22 protein-coding genes are annotated in these 19982 nt (G+C 68.1%); 12 read left to right on the plus strand and 10 right to left on the minus strand.

The features are described 5' to 3' along the window. Position 1: 1 nt before the first annotated feature. Positions 2 to 247 carry a helix-turn-helix domain-containing protein gene (locus tag E4M01_RS05390; protein WP_135061871.1) on the minus strand — a complete coding sequence of 82 codons (246 nt, stop codon included), beginning with the start codon at positions 245 to 247 and terminating at the stop codon, positions 2 to 4. A gap of 76 nt (positions 248 to 323) precedes the next feature. On the opposite strand from E4M01_RS05390, the gene E4M01_RS05395 reads away from it, so the two are divergent. Both E4M01_RS05395 and mmcB read left to right on the plus strand, forming a co-directional pair. Further along, positions 324 to 1025, plus strand: a complete 702-nt coding sequence (locus tag E4M01_RS05395; protein ID WP_167765257.1) for a threonine/serine exporter family protein — start codon at positions 324 to 326, stop codon at positions 1023 to 1025. Between the two features lie 201 nt (positions 1026 to 1226). Then, positions 1227 to 1676 (plus strand): DNA repair putative endonuclease MmcB, encoded by a 450-nt coding sequence (gene mmcB / locus E4M01_RS05400; protein ID WP_135061869.1) that lies wholly within the window; start codon positions 1227 to 1229, stop codon positions 1674 to 1676. A gap of 58 nt (positions 1677 to 1734) precedes the next feature. Here the strand turns inward: mmcB and E4M01_RS05405 are convergent, their stop codons facing one another. Genes E4M01_RS05405 through E4M01_RS05425 form a run of 5 tightly spaced genes read right to left on the minus strand, consistent with a single transcriptional unit; the run spans position 1735 to position 6629 of the window. Further along, the gene (locus E4M01_RS05405; RefSeq protein WP_135061868.1) at positions 1735 to 2004 is read right to left on the minus strand and encodes an ATP synthase F1 subunit epsilon; all 270 of its coding nucleotides are present in this window, start codon (positions 2002 to 2004) and stop codon (positions 1735 to 1737) included. Further along, positions 2004 to 3539 carry a F0F1 ATP synthase subunit beta gene (atpD, locus tag E4M01_RS05410; RefSeq protein WP_135061867.1) on the minus strand — a complete coding sequence of 512 codons (1536 nt, stop codon included), beginning with the start codon at positions 3537 to 3539 and terminating at the stop codon, positions 2004 to 2006. Before atpD ends, E4M01_RS05405 begins: the two co-directional genes overlap by 1 nt. A gap of 37 nt (positions 3540 to 3576) precedes the next feature. Then, positions 3577 to 4455 carry a F0F1 ATP synthase subunit gamma gene (locus E4M01_RS05415; protein WP_135061866.1) on the minus strand — a complete coding sequence of 293 codons (879 nt, stop codon included), beginning with the start codon at positions 4453 to 4455 and terminating at the stop codon, positions 3577 to 3579. A 35-nt stretch (positions 4456 to 4490) separates the two neighbouring features. Then, positions 4491 to 6023 carry a F0F1 ATP synthase subunit alpha gene (gene atpA / locus E4M01_RS05420; protein ID WP_135061865.1) on the minus strand — a complete coding sequence of 511 codons (1533 nt, stop codon included), beginning with the start codon at positions 6021 to 6023 and terminating at the stop codon, positions 4491 to 4493. Between the two features lie 51 nt (positions 6024 to 6074). Beyond that, the gene (locus E4M01_RS05425; protein ID WP_135061864.1) at positions 6075 to 6629 is read right to left on the minus strand and encodes a F0F1 ATP synthase subunit delta; all 555 of its coding nucleotides are present in this window, start codon (positions 6627 to 6629) and stop codon (positions 6075 to 6077) included. A gap of 266 nt (positions 6630 to 6895) precedes the next feature. On the opposite strand from E4M01_RS05425, the gene E4M01_RS05430 reads away from it, so the two are divergent. The 4 genes from E4M01_RS05430 (at position 6896) to E4M01_RS05440 (ending at position 9338) form a co-directional block, all read left to right on the plus strand. Then, on the plus strand, positions 6896 to 7744 hold the full coding sequence (locus E4M01_RS05430) for a TerC family protein (protein WP_135061863.1): 849 nt from the start codon (positions 6896 to 6898) through the stop codon (positions 7742 to 7744). Between the two features lie 159 nt (positions 7745 to 7903). Further along, a complete protein-coding gene (locus E4M01_RS14610) occupies positions 7904 to 8035 on the plus strand; it encodes a hypothetical protein (protein WP_256359994.1) in 132 nt (43 codons plus the stop codon). Beyond that, the gene (locus tag E4M01_RS05435; protein WP_135061862.1) at positions 8032 to 8244 is read left to right on the plus strand and encodes a DUF2945 domain-containing protein; all 213 of its coding nucleotides are present in this window, start codon (positions 8032 to 8034) and stop codon (positions 8242 to 8244) included. The genes E4M01_RS14610 and E4M01_RS05435 overlap by 4 nt, the downstream gene beginning before the upstream one ends. Then, positions 8241 to 9338: a DUF1176 domain-containing protein gene (locus E4M01_RS05440; protein ID WP_135061861.1), complete on the plus strand. Its 1098-nt coding sequence runs from the start codon at positions 8241 to 8243 to the stop codon at positions 9336 to 9338. The genes E4M01_RS05435 and E4M01_RS05440 overlap by 4 nt, the downstream gene beginning before the upstream one ends. Positions 9339 to 9360: 22 nt before the next feature. Here the strand turns inward: E4M01_RS05440 and cckA are convergent, their stop codons facing one another. Further along, positions 9361 to 11421: a cell cycle histidine kinase CckA gene (gene cckA / locus E4M01_RS05445; RefSeq protein ID WP_209316077.1), complete on the minus strand. Its 2061-nt coding sequence runs from the start codon at positions 11419 to 11421 to the stop codon at positions 9361 to 9363. Between the two features lie 100 nt (positions 11422 to 11521). Here cckA and E4M01_RS05450 point away from each other — a divergent pair, with 100 nt between their 5' ends. From E4M01_RS05450 to E4M01_RS05460, 3 genes are read left to right on the plus strand one after another with little or no spacing between them, the layout of a single operon-like run. Beyond that, on the plus strand, positions 11522 to 12391 hold the full coding sequence (locus E4M01_RS05450) for a TIGR01459 family HAD-type hydrolase (RefSeq protein ID WP_135061860.1): 870 nt from the start codon (positions 11522 to 11524) through the stop codon (positions 12389 to 12391). A 38-nt stretch (positions 12392 to 12429) separates the two neighbouring features. Beyond that, entirely contained in the window at positions 12430 to 12891 is a 462-nt protein-coding gene (locus tag E4M01_RS05455) for a MaoC family dehydratase (protein WP_135061859.1), read from the plus strand. Position 12892: 1 nt separating this feature from the next. Beyond that, a complete protein-coding gene (locus tag E4M01_RS05460) occupies positions 12893 to 13834 on the plus strand; it encodes a bifunctional riboflavin kinase/FAD synthetase (RefSeq protein ID WP_135061858.1) in 942 nt (313 codons plus the stop codon). Here E4M01_RS05460 and E4M01_RS05465 read toward each other — a convergent pair. After that, positions 13824 to 14339, minus strand: a complete 516-nt coding sequence (locus E4M01_RS05465; RefSeq protein WP_135061857.1) for a DUF3828 domain-containing protein — start codon at positions 14337 to 14339, stop codon at positions 13824 to 13826. The genes E4M01_RS05460 and E4M01_RS05465 overlap by 11 nt on opposite strands. Positions 14340 to 14590: 251 nt before the next feature. On the opposite strand from E4M01_RS05465, the gene ileS reads away from it, so the two are divergent. From ileS to E4M01_RS05480, 3 genes are all read left to right on the plus strand, one after another. Beyond that, complete coding sequence (gene ileS, locus E4M01_RS05470) at positions 14591 to 17554, plus strand: isoleucine--tRNA ligase (RefSeq protein ID WP_135061856.1); 2964 nt, start codon at positions 14591 to 14593, stop codon at positions 17552 to 17554. A 35-nt stretch (positions 17555 to 17589) separates the two neighbouring features. Further along, positions 17590 to 18177, plus strand: a complete 588-nt coding sequence (locus E4M01_RS05475) for an alpha-ketoglutarate-dependent dioxygenase AlkB (protein WP_135061855.1) — start codon at positions 17590 to 17592, stop codon at positions 18175 to 18177. Between the two features lie 76 nt (positions 18178 to 18253). Next, the gene (locus tag E4M01_RS05480; protein WP_135061854.1) at positions 18254 to 19150 is read left to right on the plus strand and encodes a dienelactone hydrolase family protein; all 897 of its coding nucleotides are present in this window, start codon (positions 18254 to 18256) and stop codon (positions 19148 to 19150) included. Positions 19151 to 19166: 16 nt separating this feature from the next. Here the strand turns inward: E4M01_RS05480 and E4M01_RS05485 are convergent, their stop codons facing one another. Both E4M01_RS05485 and def read right to left on the minus strand, forming a co-directional pair. Next, on the minus strand, positions 19167 to 19400 hold the full coding sequence (locus tag E4M01_RS05485) for a hypothetical protein (RefSeq protein WP_135061853.1): 234 nt from the start codon (positions 19398 to 19400) through the stop codon (positions 19167 to 19169). Further along, on the minus strand, positions 19400 to 19963 hold the full coding sequence (def, locus tag E4M01_RS05490; RefSeq protein ID WP_135061852.1) for a peptide deformylase: 564 nt from the start codon (positions 19961 to 19963) through the stop codon (positions 19400 to 19402). Before def ends, E4M01_RS05485 begins: the two co-directional genes overlap by 1 nt. Positions 19964 to 19982 lie beyond the last annotated feature (19 nt).

Raw genomic sequence — 19982 nt, forward strand, 5'->3', positions numbered from 1 at the left:
CTCATCCACTGGAGTTGTTGGAACTGTTTGATGGCACTTCGTGGAGAGCGAAAAGCTCGATTATATTGACCTGAAGGGCTTCGCTTAGGCGCGCCATCACCGAGAGGCTGGGGTTTCGTTTCCCTCTCTCGATCCCGCCTTGATACGTGAGGTCGATACCCGCGTCGAACGCCACCTGCTCCTGCGTTAGACCGCGCTCCAACCGCAGTCGGCGCACGTTTCCACCGACAATCGCTTTCCAATCCATTTGCAGGACAGGGCAGGATCGGGCTTATAGTCACTAGGGAATATAATCCACATTCGTGCCTTGGGGGCAAATGCACATGACATTCGAACTTTCACCTCTGCCGCCGAGCGATCCTAAGACGCAGCCCCCAAAACCTAGCATTGGGCCGGTGCTTCTGACTCTCCTGTTGATTCTGTGCATCGGAGGAATTGTTGGCTGGTTCTTTGATGGGAGAGACCTAGGAGCGTTCGTTGGCGGCTTTATGATTACCGGCCTTATTGTCTCAGTTTTGGGCGCGCTGGTGCGTTTGCCGTTTTTCTTCAACAAGAGGCTCGTTGCTATCGGTGCAGGGCTAGTGACGCTGCTTGCGGGCGTCCCTTTCGCAATGAGCCTTGAGGCACCTGAGCGGACCCTAAAGCGAGAGGCGAAAGCCACCGTCGCGAAGGCTGAAAGTCGGGGGACGTACGACGACGTGCACCGGAAGCCGGAGAGGTACCTCGTGATGCGTCCGGTCTACGGGAGGGAGTTTGGAAGGGTGAGCATCGGGGGAACGCTATCCAACTCCTCGCCGTACGCAATCAAGGACGTGAAGCTGAAGTGTCGGGCGGTAAGCGAGACCAATAAGACGTTGGCAAGGCACCGCCTCACCATTTTCAAGCGTGTTCCCGCTGGCGAGACCATCACGTTTGCCCCTGTTGAGGTTGGCTATGTCGATCCTCAGGTCGTGGAGGTCTACTGCGAGGTCTCGGGTGCTGACATGATCCCCGGTCCCGCTAAGGTTAGCACGACTGCGGGCTGAACCTGCGCACCCCACATGGGAGGCTTGGTAGCCGAAGCTGATTTTGCTACACATAGCCCCCACACGCAGGCTCCGAGATATAGGCCATCTAGCTGTTTTCGTTGAGGAACGAGAATTTCCCCTCGGCTCCACCAGGCGTCCTTTGGGAATGAAGTTCCGGCCGCGCTTGATTGCGGAACGGAAGTAGAACACAAGTTCGGGATGCCTGCCGCAGCCGTGCATCTCGAACTGGTCTTCTCGCGTCCCGAGACGACGCTCGGTGTCACACGCGGCGCGGCGCGGCTGCTGATGGACATGGGCTATGCGCCGCTGACCGAGGTCTGCCTGCCCAATGGGCGTCGCGCGGACGTCATGGCGATCGGCCGGCGCGGCGACATCGTCATCTGCGAGGTGAAGTCCGGGGTCGAGGACTATCGCGTGGATCGCAAGTGGCCCGAATATGCGCCCTTTTGCGACGCCTTCTTCTTTGCGGTGGCGCCCGAGTTTCCCGAGGGCGTCCTGCCTGACGAGCCGGGCCTGATCGTGGCCGACGGGTTCGGCGGCGCGGTGGTGCGGGAGGCCCCGGTCAACGCCCTGGCGCCGGCGCGCCGCAAGGCGCTGACGCTGGCCTTCGCCCGCCTGGGCGCCCTGCGCGCGATGCGCTGCGACTGAACGAAAAAGGCCCCCCGCCGAAGCGAGGGGCCCTGATCTTGTCGATCCCGCCTGCGGTTCAGACCGCGACGACTTCCGAGGCTTCCTCGGCCAGGATGGTCAGGCCCTGGGCGTTGACGTCCGCGAAGCCGCCCTTGACCGCGAAGACGCGGCGAGCAGCGCCTTCGTAGATGGTGACCGCGCCTTCGCGCAGGGTGGTCATGAAGGGCGCGTGACCCGGCAGGACGCCGAAGTCACCCTCGACGCCCGGCGCATCGACCTGGTCCACGAGGCCGGTGAAGACCTCGCGTTCAGGGGCGACCAGCGAGAAGTTGAGCTTGCCGGCCATCAGGCTTCCGACGCCATCTTCTGGGCCTTCTCTACGGCCTCTTCGATCGCGCCGACCATGTAGAAGGCGGCTTCCGGCAGGTGGTCGTATTCACCGGCGACGATGCCCTTGAACGAGCGGATCGTGTCTTCCAGCGAGACGAACTTGCCGGGCGAGTTGGTGAACTGCTCGGCCACGAAGAACGGCTGCGACAGGAAGCGGCTGATCTTGCGGGCGCGCGAGACGACCAGCTTGTCCTCTTCCGACAGCTCGTCCATGCCCAGGATGGCGATGATGTCCTTCAGGCCCTTGTAGGACTGCAGGACTTCCTGGACCGAGCGGGCCACCTGATAGTGCTCTTCGCCGATGACCAGCGGGTCCATGATCCGCGAGGTCGAGTCCAGCGGGTCCACGGCCGGGAAGATGGCCTGGGCGGCGATGTCGCGGCTCAGAACGGTCTTGGCGTCGAGGTGGGCGAACGAGGCGGCGGGCGCCGGGTCGGTCAGGTCGTCGGCCGGGACATAGATGGCCTGGATCGAGGTGATCGAGCCCTTCTTGGTCGAGGTGATGCGCTCCTGCAGGTTGCCCATCTCGGTGGCCAGAGTGGGCTGATAACCCACGGCCGAGGGGATGCGGCCCAGCAGAGCCGACATTTCCGAGCCAGCTTGCGTGAAGCGGAAGATGTTGTCGACGAACAGCAGCACGTCCTTGCCTTCCTCGTCGCGGAAGTACTCGGCCTGGGCCAGGCCGGTCAGGGCGACGCGGGCGCGGGCGCCGGGGGGCTCGTTCATCTGGCCATAGACGAGGGCGCACTTGGAGCCTTCGGTCGAACCGCCGTTCTTGGTCGGGTCCACGTTCACGTTGGACTCGATCATCTCGTGATACAGATCGTTGCCCTCGCGGGTGCGCTCACCCACGCCGGCCAGAACCGAATAACCGCCGTAGGCCTTGGCGATGTTGTTGATCAGCTCCTGCATGGTCACGGTCTTGCCCACGCCGGCGCCGCCGAACAGGCCGGTCTTGCCGCCCTTGGTGTAGGGGCACATCAGGTCGATGACCTTGATGCCCGTGACCAGGATTTCCGACGAGGTCGACTGCTCTTCGAACGAGGGCGCCTCGCGGTGGATCGGGCGGTACATGGTGGTCTGGATCGGGCCCTGCTCGTCGATCGGCGCGCCGACGACGTTCATGATGCGGCCGAGCGTGCCCGGGCCGACCGGCGCCTGGATCGAGCCGCCGGTGTCGATCACGGCCTGGCCGCGGGTCAGACCCTCGGTCGTGTCCATGGCGATGGTGCGGACCATGTTCTCACCCAGGTGCTGGGCGACTTCCAGGACCAGGGTGAAGGGCTCGCCCGTCTTCTGGTCGACGTTCTGGGTCTGCAGGGCGTTCAGGATCGCCGGCAGGTGGCCTTCGAACTCGACGTCCACGACGGCACCGATGACCTGGGCGATCTTGCCCGTGGCGACGGCGGAGACGGGAGCGGCAGGCGCCGCCGTCTTCTTGGCGGCGGGCTTGCGGGCGGCGGGCTTCTTGGGGGCGATGGCGTCGGTCATGGGGTGCGTCCGGTTCGGAATGTCGGTTCGGTCGGGATCAGAGGGCTTCGGCGCCGGCGATGATCTCGATCAGCTCGGTGGTGATCTGGGCTTGGCGCTTGCGGTTGTACTGCAGCGTCAAGGCATTGATGAGGTCGCCCGCGTTGCGCGTGGCGTTGTCCATCGCGGCCATCTGGGCGCCGAAGAAGCCGGCCTGGTTCTCGTACAGGGCCGCCAGGATCTGGGTCGTGATGTTGCGCGGCAGCAGGGTCTCGAGGATTTCCTCTTCCGACGGCTCGTACTCGTACACCGCGCCATTGAGGTCGATCGGCTCGGCGCCGCCCTCGACGACGGCCGGGACCAGCTGCTTGGCGGTCGGCACCTGCGAGATGACCGACTTGAACTGGCTGTAGAACAGCGTGACCACATCGGCCTCGCCGCCCTCGAACGCCTCGGCGATCAGTTCGGCCACGGGCTGGGCGGCGGGCAGACCCAAGGTCTTGTGCTCGCTCAGCTCGAAGGTGCGGATCACCTTGTCGCCGTACAGGCGGGTCAGCTGGTCGCGCGACTTGCGGCCCACGGCCACGATCCGCACGTCCTTGCCCGAGGCGATCAGGCTGTTGATGCGCTCACGCGCAGCACGGATGACATTGGTCGAGAAGCCGCCCGCCAGGCCCTTGTCGGCCGTCGCCACCACGATCAGGTGACGCTGGTCCGAGCCGGTGCCGGCCAGAAGGCGCGGCGCGCCTTCGCCCGACACGCCGGCGGCCAGATTGGCGATGACCGAGGCCATGCGCTCGGCGTAGGGCCGGGCGTTCTCAGCCTGGTCCTGGGCGCGCTTCAGCTTGGCCGCGGCGACCATCTGCATGGCTTTCGTGATCTTCTGCGTGGCTTTCACGCTTCCGATCCGATTGCGCATTTCCTTGAGACTGGCCATCCGGCTTTGCTCTTCCTCTAACTAACCGGTCGGGCTCAGGCGAAGGTCTTGGCGAAGGCGTCCAGGATGCCCTTGAGCTCGGCTTCGAGCTCGGGCGTCAGGGCCTTCTTGGTGCGGATGCCGTCCAGCAGGCTGGCGTGATTGCCGTGGACGCGGGCCAGCAGCTCGCGTTCGAAGCGGCCGACGTCGGCCACCGCGATGCCGTCCAGGTAGCCGCGCGTGCCGGCGTAGATCGACACCACCTGCTCCTCGACCGCCAGGGGCGAGTACTGCGGCTGCTTCAGCAGCTCGGTCAGGCGGGCGCCGCGCGCCAGCAGCTTCTGGGTCGAGGCGTCCAGGTCCGAGCCGAACTTGGCGAAGGCGGCCATCTCGCGATACTGCGCCAGCTCGCCCTTGATGGTGCCGGCCACCTGCTTCATCGCCTTGATCTGGGCCGAGGAGCCCACGCGCGACACCGAGATGCCGACGTTCACGGCGGGGCGGATGCCCTGATAGAACAGGTCCGATTCCAGGAAGATCTGGCCGTCGGTGATCGAGATCACATTGGTCGGGATGTAGGCCGACACGTCGTTGGCCTGGGTCTCGATGATCGGCAGGGCGGTCAGCGAGCCCGAGCCGTTGTCCTCGTTTAGCTTGGCCGAACGCTCCAGCAGGCGCGAGTGCAGGTAGAAGACGTCGCCCGGATAGGCTTCGCGGCCCGGCGGACGGCGCAGCAGCAGCGACATCTGGCGATAGGCCACAGCCTGCTTGGACAGGTCGTCATAGACGATCAGGCCGTGCATGCCGTTGTCGCGGAAATACTCGCCCATGGCGGTGCCGGCGAACGGCGCCAGGAACTGCAGCGGGGCCGGCTCCGACGCGGTCGAGGCCACGACGATGGTGTACTCCAGCGCGCCCGACTCCTCGAGGGTCTTGACGATCTGGGCCACGGTCGAACGCTTCTGACCGATGGCGACATAGATGCAGTAGAGCTTGGCGCTCTCGTCGTCGGTCTGGTTGACGTTCTTCTGGTTCAGGATGGTGTCGACGGCGACGGCGGTCTTGCCGACCTGACGGTCGCCGATGATCAGCTCGCGCTGGCCACGGCCGACAGGGATCAGGGTGTCGATGGCCTTCAGGCCGGTCTGCATCGGCTCGTGCACCGACTTGCGGGGAATGATGCCCGGCGCCTTGACGTCGACGCGGCGACGCTCGGTGAACTGGATCGGACCCTTGCCGTCGATCGGCTCGCCCAGCGGGTTGACGACGCGGCCCAGCAGGCCCTTGCCGACCGGCACGTCCACGATCTCGCCCAGGCGGCGCACTTCGTCGCCCTCGGCGATGGCGGCGTCGGCGCCGAAGATCACCGCGCCCACGTTGTCGCGTTCCAGGTTCAGGGCCATGCCCTTCACGCCGGCCTTGGTGAATTCGACCATCTCGCCGGCCTGGACGTTGTCCAGTCCGTGGATGCGCGCGATGCCATCGCCGACCGACAGCACCTGGCCGACGTCGGAAACGTCGGCTTCGACGCCGAAGTTGGCGATCTGCGACTTGAGGATGGCCGAGATTTCAGCGGCGCGGATGTCCATGTGGATCTCTCTGTCTTGGTCTCTGGTGCGCTGTTCAGGCGCCGTCGTGGGTTAGGCGCGCTTGAGCGCGAACTTCATCTGGTCGAGCTTGGTCTTCAGCGAGGCGTCGAAGAGCTTCGAGCCGACCTTGACCTTCAGGCCGCCCAGGATCGACGGATCGACGCGGGCGGTGAGTTCGGGATCGCGGCCCAGCGCCTGACGCAGCGCGGACTGGATCGATTTCGACTGGGCGGCGCTCAGCGGCTGGGCCGAAACGACCTCGGCGGCGACCACGCCCGTCTTCTTGGCGTACAGGACCTCGAACCCGGCGATGACGGCGGGCAGGTCGCGGGCGCGGTGATTCTGGCCCAGCAGACCCAGGAAGTTGCGCGTCGCCGAATTGAAGCCGGCCGCAGCGGCGATGGCGACCAAGGCCTTCTGCTGATCGTCTGCGGGAATGATCGGGCTGGTCATGGCGCGGCGCAGGTCCGCGCTCTCGCCCCACGCAGCGCGCAGGCTCTTCAGATCGGCCCGCACGGCGTCCAGCGCGCCTGTTTCGTCGGCCAGATCGAACAGCGCTTGGGCGTAGCGTCCGCCGACTTCGGTCGTTCTGAAAAGATCAGCCACTTATATAGTCCGCCACGAAAAGCTTTGGGTCGCGCCGGCGAATGCTGTCGCGACGATCTCAGGGGCTTGAAATGCTTGCAGAAAGCACGCCGGGGACGCGCCTTGCGACGCGCCCCTTGGCTAAGCCGGGCGCCTGATAGCACGGGGCCTTACCCCCCGCAACCGAGGCAGCGCGCCACACCCGACCCCGTTGCAGCGATGGGAACCAGCGCGGTAGAAGACGCGTTCGGCGCCCGCCGACCTCTCCATCTGGATCCCCGCACATAATGTTCGATATCGCACCTCTCGTCACCGACCCGGCGGCTTGGGCGGCCCTTGTCACGCTCATTGTCATGGAAGTCGTGCTAGGCATCGACAACCTGATCTTCATCTCCATCTTGTCGAACAAGCTGCCGCCCGAGCATCGCTCGCGGGTGCGGCGCATCGGCATTTCGCTGGCGCTGATCATGCGCCTGGCGCTGCTTTCAACGATCGCCTGGATCGTGACTCTGACCGCCCCGATCTTCTCGGTCATGGGCAACGCCTTCTCGTGGAAGGACGTGATCCTGATCCTGGGCGGCCTGTTCCTTGTCTGGAAGGCGACCAAGGAGATCCATCACACGGTCGATCCCAAGCCCAGCAAGGACCTGTTGGAGAAGAACAAGAAGGATATCGTAATCAACAACGCCGGTGCGGCGATCTTCCAGATCATCCTGATCGACCTCGTCTTCTCGATCGATTCGATCCTGACGGCGGTCGGGATGACCGAGCACCTGCCTATCATGGTCATCGCGGTGCTGGTGGCCATCACCGTCATGCTGCTCGCGGCCGACCCGCTGGGCGACTTCATCGACAAGAACCCGACCGTGGTCATGCTGGCCCTCGGCTTCCTCCTGATGATCGGCATGGTGCTGATCGCAGAGGGTTTCGGCGCCCATGTGCCTAAGGGCTACATATACGCCGCCATGGCTTTCTCGGCGGGTGTCGAGGCTTTGAACATGTGGGGGCGCCGCTCTTCGGCCAAGCGCACTGCGGCCGAAGAGGCCCTGCTGGCCCGCGCCGAGGCCGATGAGGCTGAAGCCAAGGCGCAGAAGGCGGAAGCTCGCGCCGAGGCCGAGCCGAACGCCAAGGTCTGATCGGTCTGTTTCGCCCGGCGGCCGGTTTGGTTCGCCGGGCGAGCGGCTCGCGTGCGTTAACCCTGCCCTGAAATCGCCTCCCACGGCGAAGCTGAACGCGAATCACCCTGAGTCCGTTGGGTTTTTCGGAAGGGCGATCAACTGCGCGGGAATGCGTTCATGAGGACGGCGACAGACGCCTTGATGGCGGAATGGCTCGATGCGTTCGGAGAGCCGCCAGCGGTGGCGGACGCGGAACTGATGACGGCCTTGCTCGCTGAGCAGGTCGAATATCAGGAGCCCGAGACATGACGGAAAAAACCTTCAAGGCTGGCGACAAGGTGCGCTGGGACCACAGTCAGGGGTCCACCACCGGCAAGGTGGTCAAGAAGCTGACCTCCGCCACCCAGATAAAGGGCCACAAGGTCGCCGCGTCCAAGAATCATCCCGAATATCTGGTGGAAAGCGGCAAGACCGGTGCGCGGGCGGCGCACCGGCCGCAGGAGCTGCGAAAGGCGTGAGCGCGAGACAGGCCGTCGCCGCCGCCCTTGGGCTGACCCTGCTGGCGGCCTGCAGCGCCGAAGAGGATGCGCCCCGCCCGGCTGGGCCCAACGTCCCCGGCCCGGCGGCGGCGAGCCCGTCCGAAAGCCATACCGAGACGCGGAAGTTTCGCGGCTGGCTGGCGGTCTGCGACAATGGCCGGGACTGCTTCGCCTTCGCCGGCCCCGTTGATGGGGACACGGGCTGGCTTCGCATCGCCCTGCCGGCGGGACCGGACGCGCGCCCCGCGGTCTGGGCCGGGCGAGCCGCCTGGGATGAAGCCGACCAGCCTTTGGTCGTCGAAGTCGATGGCCGACAGTGGCCCACGGGGGCGCCTGAGCCTCAAGACGGCGGCGATATCGGGGCTCAAGGCGTCGTGACGCAGGACGTCTCGGGCCTGATCAACGCCCTGGGCCAGAGCCGCTCGATAAGGCTGCTCGCAGGCGGTCAACCCGTCGCGGTGCTGTCGCCGTCGGGAGCCGCGGCGGCCTTGCTATGGCTGGATGAGCGTCAGGGCCGACTGGGCACGGACACTGCCGTGTTCCGCAAGGGCGACCGCCCGGCCGCCGCCGTGCCGGCAGGGCCGGCCCTTCCCCCGGCCCCTCGCCCGACCGGCTTGGCGCAGCCTCTCGAAGCCCGCCGCGCGCCCGCCGCCGCCGAGCTGCTGCTCAAGATCGTTGCCTGTCGGGCCGACATGGCCGAGCGCAAGGATCTAGAGATTCCGGACCAGGGCTGGCGGCTGCCTGACGGCCGGCATTTGTGGGCCATACCGTGCTTCGTCGGGGCCTATAATGTCGGCCAGTCTTGGACCATCACCGATGCGGCCGGCGGACAGTCTCGCCTGCTCAGCCTGCCCTCGTCTCGCAGCGCCCTGGACGAGACCGTCAACGGCGAGTTCGATCCGGCGACCCAGACCCTGACGGCGTTCAACAAGGGAAGAGGCCTGGGCGACTGCGGGATACTGTCGCGCTGGGTCTGGACCGGCGACGCCTTCGCCCTGGAGAGTGAAAGCGAAATGCGTGAATGCTGGGGCGCGCCGCCCGAGGCCTGGCCGACGACCTGGCGGACGCGCTGACCGGTCAGGCACGGCGGCGCCTTCAGCCGGAATGGAGTTGCTGTTTGACGCGCTCGGCCAGGGTCTTGATGTCCAGCGGCTTGGGCAGGAAGGACACGCCCGCCTCGTCCTGAAGCAGGTCCGAGAAGTCGCTCTCGGCATAGCCCGAGATGAACATGACCGGCGCGTCGCCCAGATAGGGGCGGGCCTTCTTCAGCAGGGCCGGTCCGTCCAGGCCGGGCATGATGACGTCGGAGATCAGCATGTCGATCCGACCGGCCCATTCCTCGGCCAGCTCCAGCGCCTCTTCGCCGTCGGCGGCCTCGATGACCTCGTAGCCGCGTTGGCGCAGCAGGCGGGCGGCGATGCCGCGCACGGCCGCCTCGTCCTCGACGAACAGGATGCGGCCGGCGCCGGACAGGTCGCGCGGCGCCTTGACGGCCTTGACTTCGACGGGCTGCACCTCGGCCAGTTCGGCCTCGCCGGCGGCCGGCAGGAAGATGCGGAAACAGGCGCCGCCGCCGGGCGCGGCCGTCACATCGATGTGGCCGCCCGCCTGCTGGACGATGCCGTAGACGGTGGCCAGGCCCATGCCGGTGCCCTCGTTCACCGCCTTGGTGGTGAAGAAGGGCTCGAAAATCTTGTCCATCAGCTCGGGCGGCACGCCCGGCCCGGTGTCGGCGACCTCGATCAGGGCGACCTCGCCGTCCGGCGCCCCGGACCAGCCCTGGACGCGGGCCTCAGCAGCCTCGAGCCGACGGGTGCGGATGGTGACCACCCCCGAGCCGGGCTCGACCACGCCGCGCATGGCGTCGCGCGCATTGACCGCCAGGTTCATGACGGCCGTCTCCAGCTGGCTCTTGTCGGCGACGACGGCGGGCAGGTCGCGGCCGTGGTCGGTCTCCAGCCGCACGTCCTCGCGCAGCAGACGACGCAGCAGCACGGCGAACTCGCTGACCAGCTCGGCCAGGTCCAGCCGCTCGCGCCGCACCGTGGACTTGCGAGAGAAGGCCAGCAGCTTGCGCACCAGATCGGCGGCGCGGATGGCGGTCTGGCGGATCTCGTTCAGCCCCTCGTAGGAGGGGTCGCCAACCGGGTGGCGCTCTAGGAGGCCGCTGAGCTGCAGCTGGATGGCCGTCAGCAGATTGTTGAAGTCGTGCGCCACGCCGCCGGCCAGCTGGCCGACCGCCTGCATCTTCTGCGCCTGCGACAGCTGAAGCTCCATGGACTTCTGGGTCGAGACGTCGAACAGCCAGATGCGGCGCTTGTCGCCCTCGGGCGCGACATAGAGGTGCAGAACCCGGTCGGGCCAGGCGCGCGGCGCCAGATCCAGCGGGCCGGACGAGCCCTCGGCCAGGCGGGCGCGGGCCTCGGTCACGCCGGCGGGGTCGAACAGATGGCCGAAGGCGGCGTCGCCGGCGGCGGCCGGGCCGGTCAGCTGGCCGAAGGCGGGGTTGGCCTCCTCGATGCGGCCGGTGAACAGGTCCTCCCCGCCGATCACCGCGGATCCGAAAGGCGCGCCGGCGGCCATGGCGCGCGCCTCACCGGGCGTGAAGCTGGGCGCCGCGGCGGGCTCGGCCGGGCTGATCGTCAGGGCGGCCTCGGGCGCGGCGCGAACCAGGAAGCGGCCTTCGCCGGCGCGGGCCACCACCACCTCGACCTCTCGCTCGCCGATCGGCACGATGGCGCGTCCGGCCTCGCCCTGACGGGCCTGGGCGAAGGCCATGTACAGCGCCTGGGCCGATCGGCCGGGCGCGGGCCGCGGCAGGCTGGTCATGGTGCCGTTCTCGGCGGCCCAGGCGGCGTTGAAGGCCAGCACCTGACCGCCGGCCAGCACCAGGGCGGCGGGCTCGGCCAAGGCGTCCAGCAGGTCGACCGAGGCGTCCCCTGACGGCGCGCGCGGCTCGGCGCGCGAAAAGCCCAGCAAGGCCATCAGGCCGACGGCCGCCGCCGCCAGGATCAGGATCAGGCCGGGCGTGGTCAGCGGTCCGGCGCGAAAGGCCGGCCAGGCCAGGGCGGCGACCGCCACGGCCAGCCCGACCGCCATCAGCAGCAGCCAGGGATCGAAGGCGGGACGACGGATATCGGAAGGGGCGGCGGCCATCGGACCTCGCGGGCGCGAATCAGATCGAACAGCATACGCCCGTTCGCCGTGCGACGCGCGGCGCGCTTCTCTCGACCGAGACGAGCGGCTATCAGGCCCCATGACCCTGCCTCATCCGCTGCCCGCCCTGTCCGCCGTCGCCGGGGACTATGACATCCTGCTGTGCGACGTCTGGGGGGTGATCCACAACGGGCGCGAAAGCTGGCCCGAGGCGTGCGAGGCCCTGACGCGGTTCAATGCGGCGGGCGGCCATGTGGTGCTGATCTCCAACTCGCCGCGCCCCTCGTCCGACGTGGTGGGGCAGCTGGATGGGCTGGGCGTGCCGCGCGAAAGCTGGAAGGCCTTCGTCACTTCGGGCGACGCCACGCGGGCGGAACTGGCGCGTCGCGCGCCGGGGCCGGCCTGGATCATCGGGCCGGATCGCGACTGGCCGCTGTACGAGGGGCTGGGGCTGGACCTGGCCGAGGGCGCGGGCGACGCGGCCTTCGTCTCGGTCACCGGCCCGCGCGACGACGCGACCGAGACGCCCGAGGACTATCGCGAGCGCCTGATCCCCGCGGTCGAGCGCGATCTGGAGCTGATCTGCGCCAACCCCGACCGCGTCGTCCAGAAGGGCGACCGGCTGATCTATTGCGGCGGCGCGCTGGCCGACCTTTACGAGGCGCTGGGCGGACGGGTGGTCATGGCTGGCAAGCCCTTCGGCCCGATCTACGATTTGGCGCTGAAGGAGGCGACGGCGCTGCTGGGCCGCGCCGTCGATCGCTCGCGCGTGCTGTGCATCGGCGACGGGGTAGTGACCGACGTGCTGGGCGCCAACGCCCAGGCCCTGGATTGCCTGTTCATCGCGCAAGGAATTCATGGTGACAAAGCGCGTGGCGAAGACGGTGCGCTGGACCCGGCGCGGGCCGGCGAACTGCTGAAGGCGGAGACGGCCTACGCCCGCTACGCCGCGCTCGACCTGCGCTGGTGAGGCTCGCCATTTCGTCGCACCCCGTCTAAGGACCGCCCATGGTTGAGACAGTTCAGCAACATCCGTCGGGCGGCTACATCCTCGACGAACTCTTCGTGGGCATGACGGCCGAAAAGGTCGTGGACGTGACCGAGGACCGGATCGCGCGCTTCGCCGAGGCTTCCGACGACTTCAACCCCGTGCACATGGACGAGGCCTTCGCCTCCAAGACCGCCTATCGCGGGCGGATCGCGCACGGCCTGCTGAGCGCCTCGTTCGGCTCGGCGGTGGTGGGGACCATCCTGCCCGGCGCCGGCTCGATCTACATTTCCCAGACCCTGGCCTTTCATAAGCCGGTGCGGATCGGCGACGCGGTCGTGGCGCGCATTTCGGTGGCCTCGATCGATCCGGAAAGCGCGCGCGTGGCCCTGCGCTGCGACGGCTACGTCGACGGCGAGCTTATCATGGAGGGCGAGGCCGTGGTGCGTGTGCCGCGCCGCCGCCGTCCGACCCGCGGCTGAGGTGACCCACGGCGTTCAGATCGTCCGCGACTGGCGTGGGCTGAGCCCTGAGCTGACGGGCGCGGCCGTGGCGGTCGGCGCGTTCGACGGCGTGCATCGCGGCCACCGCGCCGTGATCGCCCAGGCCGCCGAGGCTGCGCGAACCCTGGGCGCGCCGCTGGGCGTCGTCAGCTTCGATCCCCATCCGCGCCGCTGGTTCCAGCCCGAGGCCGCCCCCTTTCGGCTGATGAGCGCCGACCAGATGGCCACAGCCCTGACGCCGCTGGGCGTGAAGCGCCTGTATCTTCTGCCCTTTGACGCCGAGATGGCGGCCATGAGCGACGCTGATTTCGCGCGACGCGTGCTGTCCGAGGGCCTTGGGGTCGTCCACGCCGCCGTCGGCTTCGACTTCACCTTCGGCAAGGGCCGCAGCGGCTCGCCCGAGGCGCTGAAGGCCTATGGCCGCGACCTGGGGTTCACCGTCTCGGTGGCCGAGCGGATCGACGACGCCTCAGGGCTGAAACTGTCGTCCAGCGCGGTGCGCGAGGCGCTGGCGGCCGGCGACATGGACCGCGCCGCCGCCATCCTGGGCCGCCCCTTCGCCATCGCCGGCGAAGTGGTGCACGGCGACAAGCGCGGCCGCACCATCGGCGTGCCGACCGCCAATGTCCGCATGGGCGATTACATGCGCCCAGCCTACGGGGTCTATGCGACGCGCACGCGCCTGGCCGACGGCCGGGTGATCGACGGGGTGGCCAACCTGGGCGTTCGGCCGATGTTCGAGACGCCCGAACCCCTACTGGAAGTCTGGCTGTTCGGTTTCGACGAGAGCCTCTACGGCCAGGTCATCGAGACCGAACTGGTCGCCTTCCTGCGCGGCGAACTGAAGTTCGACGGCCTGGACGCCCTGAAGGCCCAGATCGACGCCGACGCGCAAGCCGCGAAAGCAGCGCTTAATCGATAGACGCCATCAGCGTCTCGCTGACCGGGCGCCCGCCCTCGGGCTGGATGTCATCGACGCGCCACAGCGGGCCTTCCTTCAGCAGCGACAGGGTCTGGGTGCGGGTTTCGCCGCCCTGGGTGAAGGCGACCTGGGCGCGGGCGGTGGTCGGCCGTTCGTCGGCGATGCTGACGGACTGAAGCGTCACGTCGGTCGAACCGGGCGGGCACTGGCAGATCGGGTCGACCGACAGGGTGCGGCGCTGGCGGCTGTCCTCGCCGATCATGGCGTTCAGCATGCGCGAATGGACGGGGTCCTGACCGGCGGCCGGCGGCGTCTCGGACGCAGCGTAGGAGGCGTAGAGCGCGCGAACGAAGGCTTCGGGCGTGCCGCGCGCCGCCTCGTAAACAGCTTCTCTGCCCGCCAGCGCAGGCGCGGTCTCGGCGGTCGGCGCCGGCTCGGCGTTCTGAGCCGGCTCAGAACAGGCGGCGGCGAGGGCGGCGAGGGCGAGGACGGCGGCGCGGCGCATGGCGGTCTCCTGAACGTGCAGGGTGGACTATCGGCAAGCGCGAGACTGGCCGCAAGACACGCCCCGAAGGCTGGCGCGGGCGGGCGGCCCCTGCTATCGCCCATCCATCATGACCGCGCGCGTCCCTCGCCTGATTTCGATTAGCCGCCCGGCGTAGCGCCGCAGGGCCCAAGGCCTCGCGCTCGCCGGGTTGCCGCCGGACGGCGGACCTTCAGACCAAGCGCACGATCCCCTTGCCCGAGACCGAATTCATGGCTGACGCCCAGACCCCAGATGCTCCCACCGGTCGCGACTATCGCGAGACCGTCTTCCTGCCAGAGACGCCGTTCCCGATGCGCGGCGGCCTGCCCAAGAAGGAGCCGGAGATCATCGAGCAGTGGGGCGACCTGTATGGCCGCCTGCGCCGCCTGCGTCAGTCGCAGGGCGCCGAGCTGTTCGTGCTGCACGACGGCCCGCCCTACGCCAACGGTGACATCCACATCGGCCACGCCCTGAACAAGACGCTGAAGGACTTCGTGGTCCGCAGCCAGTTCCTGCTGGGCAAGGACGTCGACTATGTGCCCGGCTGGGACTGCCACGGCCTGCCGATCGAGTGGAAGATCGAGGAGAAGTTCCGCAGCCAGGGCAAGCGCAAGGACGAGGTCTCCAAGGCCGCCTTCCGCGCCGCCTGCCGCGAATACGCCGCCGGCTGGATCGACGTGCAGCGCGACCAGTTCAAGCGCCTGGGCGTGCTGGGCGACTGGAACAATCGCTACGCCACGATGGACTTCGGCACCGAGGCGGCGATCGTCGCCGAGTTCCACAAGTTCAAGAACTCGGGCCAGCTGTATCGCGGCTCCAAGCCGGTGATGTGGAGCCCGGTTGAGCGCACCGCCCTGGCCGACGCCGAGGTGGAGTATCACGACCACGTCTCGCCCACGATCTGGGTCAAATTCCCGGTCATCGGCGCCTCGGACAGCCATTCCGACGACCTGCTCGCCTTCCGCCATTCGACGCCATCGGTGGTGATCTGGACCACCACGCCCTGGACCATCCCGGCCAACCGGGCGATCTCCTACGGTCCCGACATCGAATACGGCCTGTATGAGGTCACGGCCATGGAAGAGGGGCTGGAGTTCGAGCCCTGGGCCAAGCCGGGCGACCGCTTCATCATCGCCGACAAGCTGGCCGCCGATGTGCTGAAGGCCGCCAAGGTCAGCGCCTTCGACCGGGTGGACGCCATCGACCCGTCGGGGCTGGAGTGCGCCCATCCGCTGGCGGCTCTGGACCCGGGCTACGGCTTCTCCGTGCCGCTGCTGGCCGGCGATCACGTCACCGACGACGCGGGGACAGGCTTCGTGCACACCGCGCCCGGCCACGGCGCCGACGACTTCGAGGTGTGGAAGGCCCACGGCCATCGCGAAGTGCCCGACACGGTCGATCCGGACGGCGCCTACTATGAGCACGTGCCGCTGTTCGCCGGCCTCAAGGTGCTGGAGACCGAGGGCAAGAAGACCGGCAAGTTCGGCCCCGCCAACGGCGCGGTGATGGAAAAGCTGATCGAGGCCGGAAATCTGCTGGCGCGCGGGCGGATGGAGCATTCCTATCCGCACAGCTGGCGGTCGAAGGCTCCGATCATCTTCCGCAACACGCCCCAGTGGTTCATCCGCATGGACGAGCCGCTGAAATCCGGCGAGACCCTGCGCGAGACGGCGCTGGCGGCCATCGACGCCACCGCCTTCCACCCGGCGGCGGGCAAGAACCGCATCCGCTCGATGGTCGAGGGCCGCCCCGACTGGCTGATCAGCCGCCAGCGCGCCTGGGGCACGCCGCTGGCCATGTTCGTCGACCGCCAGACCGGCCAGCCGCTGCATGACGACGAAGTCGACGCCCGCATCCTGAAGGCCGTGTCCGAGGGCGGCGCCGACGCCTGGTTCGAGACCCCCGACGCCGACTTCCTGGGCGCCCACGATCCGGCCCGCTACGAAAAGGTCGAGGACATCCTGGACGTCTGGTTCGACTCGGGCTGCACCCACGCCTTCACCCTGGAGGCGCGCGACCCGGCCCATGGCTACAGCGGCGACCGCCCGTCGCACTGGCCGGCGAACCTGTATCTGGAAGGCTCCGACCAGCATCGCGGCTGGTTCCAGTCCAACCTGCTGGAAGGTTCGGGCACGCGCGGCTGCGCCCCCTATGAGGCCGTGCTGACCCACGGCTTCACCCAGGACGAGAACGGGGAGAAGATGTCCAAGTCGCGGGGCAATACGACCGACCCCGCGGTGGTCATCAAGGAGAGCGGCGCCGACATCCTGCGCCTGTGGGTCGCCCTGGTGGACTACGCCGAGGACCAGCGGATCGGAAAGCAGATCCTGCAGACCACGGTCGACGCCTATCGCAAGCTGCGGAACACGGTCCGCTATCTGCTGGGCGCCCTGGCCGACTTCGACGAGGCCGAACGCTTGCCGCTGGACCAGATGCCGCCGCTGGAGCGCTTCATCCTGCACCGCCTGTGGGAGCTGGACGGCCAGGTCCGCCAGGCCTATCGCGACTATCGCTTCCAGGACGTGGTGCGGCCGGTGCTGGAGTTCTGCTCGGGCGATCTGTCGGCGCTGTATTTCGACATCCGCAAGGACAGCCTGTACTGCGACCGCCCCGACGCGATCCGCAGGCGCGCCGCCCGCACGGTGATGGACGCGGTGTTCGAACGGCTGACCGCCTGGCTGTCGCCGCTGACGCCCTTCACCATGGAAGAAGCCTGGACCACGCGCTTTCCCGAGGGTGGGAGCAACTGCGACCGGGTGATCCCGGAGACGCCGGGTGAGTGGCGCAACGGAGCCGAGGCAGAGCGGTGGGCGAAGGTCTGGAAGGTGCGAGAAGCGGTAAACGCGCAGCTCGAGTATGAGCGCGGTTTCAAGCGTATCGGGTCGAGCCTGGACGCGACCGTGCGCGTGTACTTGGACCCGAGTGTCGAAGGCTATCTGGAAGCATTCGACGGGCTTGACCCGGCGGAGGTCTTCATCGTCAGCGAGGCTAGCGTTTCATCAGGGCCGGCTTCTGAGAAAGCCATTCAAGACGACGATTACGCCCACATTGAAACTGCGGTAACGGCCTCAAGCCTCCCCAAGTGCGCCCGCTCGTGGCGGCGGGTGCCGGACGTGGGATCGGACCCCGCCTATCCCGAGCTGTCGGCGCGCGACGCCGATGCGGTAAGGGCCTGGGATGCGGCGCGGGGCTGACGCGCCTCAGCCCCCGCTGTCGTGGTGAGGGCCTGATGGAGGGTTTCAGGTTCTGGCCTGGCCGGCTGTCGCCTGAGGAACAGGCCTCGCTCGTCGCCGAAGTGCTGTCCGCCGTCGAACACGCTCCGTGGGTGCAGCCGGTGACGCCCGGCGGTCGACCGTTTTCTGTGCGGCAGACCAGTCTGGGGCCTCTGGGCTGGGTGTCGGATCGGGGCGGCTATCGCTATCAGGCGACCCATCCCGAGACCGGCCGCCCCTGGCCGCCCATGCCGGCCCGGCTGATCGACCTCTGGACCGAGCTGACCGGCTGGCCCCAGCCGCCGGACGCCTGCCTGCTGAACCTGTATCGCGGCCCGGCCAAGATGGGACTGCATCAGGACAAGGATGAAAGCGACCTCGGCGCGCCTGTGCTTTCGATCTCGCTGGGCGACACGGCGGTGTTCCGCATCGGCCCGGCCGAGGGCGGGCGTACGACGAGCGTGCGGCTGGCGTCAGGCGACGTCTGCGCCCTGACCGGCCCGGCGCGACTGGCGCGCCATGGCGTCGATCGGGTGCTGGCGGGCTCGTCCAGCCTGATCCCCGGCGGCGGCCGGCTGAACCTGACCCTGCGCCGCGCGGCCTGACGCCCGACATCGTGACTCGACCGGCCGCCTACGCCGGGCCAAGGTCCGCGCCTCACCCTTTGCGACGAGGCGTTTCATGACCGTGCTGACCCGACCCGAAGGCTCCGAACCCGCCGACTTCCACCTCAGCCGTCGGTCGCTGGGCCTCGCGGCCGCGGTCTTCGCCGGCTATGCGCCCGCCGCCCTGGCGCAGGAGGCGCAGCCCGTCACGACCGACGCCGACGGCCTGACGACCGAGACGGTCAGCGTCCAGGCCCCCGACGGCTTCGACCTGCCGGTTTATGTGGCGCGCCCGGCGGGCGAGGGGCCGTATCCGGTGGTGCTGGTGGCGTCCGAGATTTTCGGCCTGCACGCCTATATCCAGGATGTGTGCCGCCGCCTGGCCAAGGCCGGCTACGCCGCTATCGCTCCCGCTTTCTTCGTGCGCGCCGCCGACCCGGCCCCGCTCAGCGACATTCAGGAGATTCAGCGCATCGTGGCTCAAGCGGGCTATGAACAGGTGATGGGCGACATCTCCGCCAGCCTGGAATGGGCCAGTCGCCAAGCCTGGGCCAACGATCAGCGCATCGGCATCACCGGCTTCTGCTGGGGCGGCAAGGTGGTGTGGCAGGCCGCGGCCCGCTTCGCCAACATCCGCGCCGGGGTGGCCTGGTACGGGCGCCTGGCTCCCGCCGCGAACGCCACCGAGCAACAGCGCGAGGCCGGCAAGCCGTGGCCCGTCGACATCGCCGCCGATCTCAAGGCGCCGGTGCTGGGCCTGTACGGCGAGGCCGATCAGGGCATTCCGCTGGACACCGTCGAGGCCATGCGCGCCGCCCTGCAACGCGCGGGCAAGACCGACAGCGAGATCGTGGTCTATCCGGCCGCCCCGCACGGCTTCCACGCCGACTATCGAGCCAGCTATCGCGCGGCGGACGCCCAGGACGGCTGGAGCAAGCTGCTGGCCCTGTTCGAGGCGCGGCTCAAGGGCTGATTCGGCGAGGGCGGCGTCAGTCCCAGCGGGTCGAGACGCCGCCGCCTTCGTCCCATTCGCCGCCGGCGTCGAAGGCGTCGTCGAAAGTCAGCAGGCGGTCCAGGATGATGCCGGCCACGGCCCCCGCGACGGCGACGCCGATCAGGGTGGCCAGGCTGGCGACCCCGACCTTTTCACTGCGGGTCAGGCGGCGACGGCCCGAGGCGTCGATGACGCGGTCGCGGCCGCGGGTCAGGCGAGAGCGGGCCATCAGGCGGCCATCCGCTCGCGAGCGACCTTCTTGCACTTGGCCGCCGCGCGTTCGCGCTTCAGGCGCGACAGGTGGTCGATGAACAGCACGCCGTTCAGGTGATCCATCTCGTGCTGGATGCAGACGGCGTAAAGGCCCTCGGCCTCCTCCTCGATCGTCTCGCCCTGATAGTTCAGATAGCGGATGCGCACGCGGGCTGGTCGCTCGACCTTGTCGAAATATTCGGGGATCGACAGGCAGCCTTCCTCGTAAGTGAACATCTCGTCGGACGACCACAGGATCTCCGGATTGACGAAGTGACGCGGGTTGCGGCGCGCTTCGGCGTCCTCTCCCTCGGCCTCTTCGACGCCAGGCTTGTCGCCCAGGTCCATGACGATGACGCGCTTCAGCTCGCCGATCTGCACGGCGGCCAGGCCGATGCCGGGCGCGTCGTACATGGTGTCCAGCATGTCGTCCATGAGGGTGCGGACGGCGTCGTCGACGCCCTCCACCGGCTTGGACACCTGCTTCAGGATCGCCAGGTCGGCGGCGTTGTCGATGGTGAGGATGCGTTGGACGGCCATGACCGCGAGGTAGGACGCC

The organism is Brevundimonas sp. MF30-B (assembly GCF_004683885.1).
Classification (GTDB): Bacteria; Pseudomonadota; Alphaproteobacteria; order Caulobacterales; family Caulobacteraceae; genus Brevundimonas.

Coding starts and splice junctions, on each gene's coding strand:
- E4M01_RS05390 (WP_135061871.1), bottom strand. CDS start 247: ATGGATTGGAAAGCGATTGTCGGTGGAAACGTGCGCCGACTGCGGTTG.
- E4M01_RS05395 (WP_167765257.1), top strand. CDS start 324: ATGACATTCGAACTTTCACCTCTGCCGCCGAGCGATCCTAAGACGCAG.
- mmcB (WP_135061869.1), top strand. CDS start 1,227: ATGCCTGCCGCAGCCGTGCATCTCGAACTGGTCTTCTCGCGTCCCGAG.
- E4M01_RS05405 (WP_135061868.1), bottom strand. CDS start 2,004: ATGGCCGGCAAGCTCAACTTCTCGCTGGTCGCCCCTGAACGCGAGGTC.
- atpD (WP_135061867.1), bottom strand. CDS start 3,539: ATGACCGACGCCATCGCCCCCAAGAAGCCCGCCGCCCGCAAGCCCGCC.
- E4M01_RS05415 (WP_135061866.1), bottom strand. CDS start 4,455: ATGGCCAGTCTCAAGGAAATGCGCAATCGGATCGGAAGCGTGAAAGCC.
- atpA (WP_135061865.1), bottom strand. CDS start 6,023: ATGGACATCCGCGCCGCTGAAATCTCGGCCATCCTCAAGTCGCAGATC.
- E4M01_RS05430 (WP_135061863.1), top strand. CDS start 6,896: ATGTTCGATATCGCACCTCTCGTCACCGACCCGGCGGCTTGGGCGGCC.
- E4M01_RS14610 (WP_256359994.1), top strand. CDS start 7,904: ATGAGGACGGCGACAGACGCCTTGATGGCGGAATGGCTCGATGCGTTC.
- E4M01_RS05435 (WP_135061862.1), top strand. CDS start 8,032: ATGACGGAAAAAACCTTCAAGGCTGGCGACAAGGTGCGCTGGGACCAC.
- cckA (WP_209316077.1), bottom strand. CDS start 11,421: ATGGCCGCCGCCCCTTCCGATATCCGTCGTCCCGCCTTCGATCCCTGG.
- E4M01_RS05450 (WP_135061860.1), top strand. CDS start 11,522: ATGACCCTGCCTCATCCGCTGCCCGCCCTGTCCGCCGTCGCCGGGGAC.
- E4M01_RS05455 (WP_135061859.1), top strand. CDS start 12,430: ATGGTTGAGACAGTTCAGCAACATCCGTCGGGCGGCTACATCCTCGAC.
- E4M01_RS05465 (WP_135061857.1), bottom strand. CDS start 14,339: ATGCGCCGCGCCGCCGTCCTCGCCCTCGCCGCCCTCGCCGCCGCCTGT.
- ileS (WP_135061856.1), top strand. CDS start 14,591: ATGGCTGACGCCCAGACCCCAGATGCTCCCACCGGTCGCGACTATCGC.
- E4M01_RS05475 (WP_135061855.1), top strand. CDS start 17,590: ATGGAGGGTTTCAGGTTCTGGCCTGGCCGGCTGTCGCCTGAGGAACAG.
- E4M01_RS05480 (WP_135061854.1), top strand. CDS start 18,254: ATGACCGTGCTGACCCGACCCGAAGGCTCCGAACCCGCCGACTTCCAC.
- E4M01_RS05485 (WP_135061853.1), bottom strand. CDS start 19,400: ATGGCCCGCTCTCGCCTGACCCGCGGCCGCGACCGCGTCATCGACGCC.
- def (WP_135061852.1), bottom strand. CDS start 19,963: ATGGCCGTCCAACGCATCCTCACCATCGACAACGCCGCCGACCTGGCG.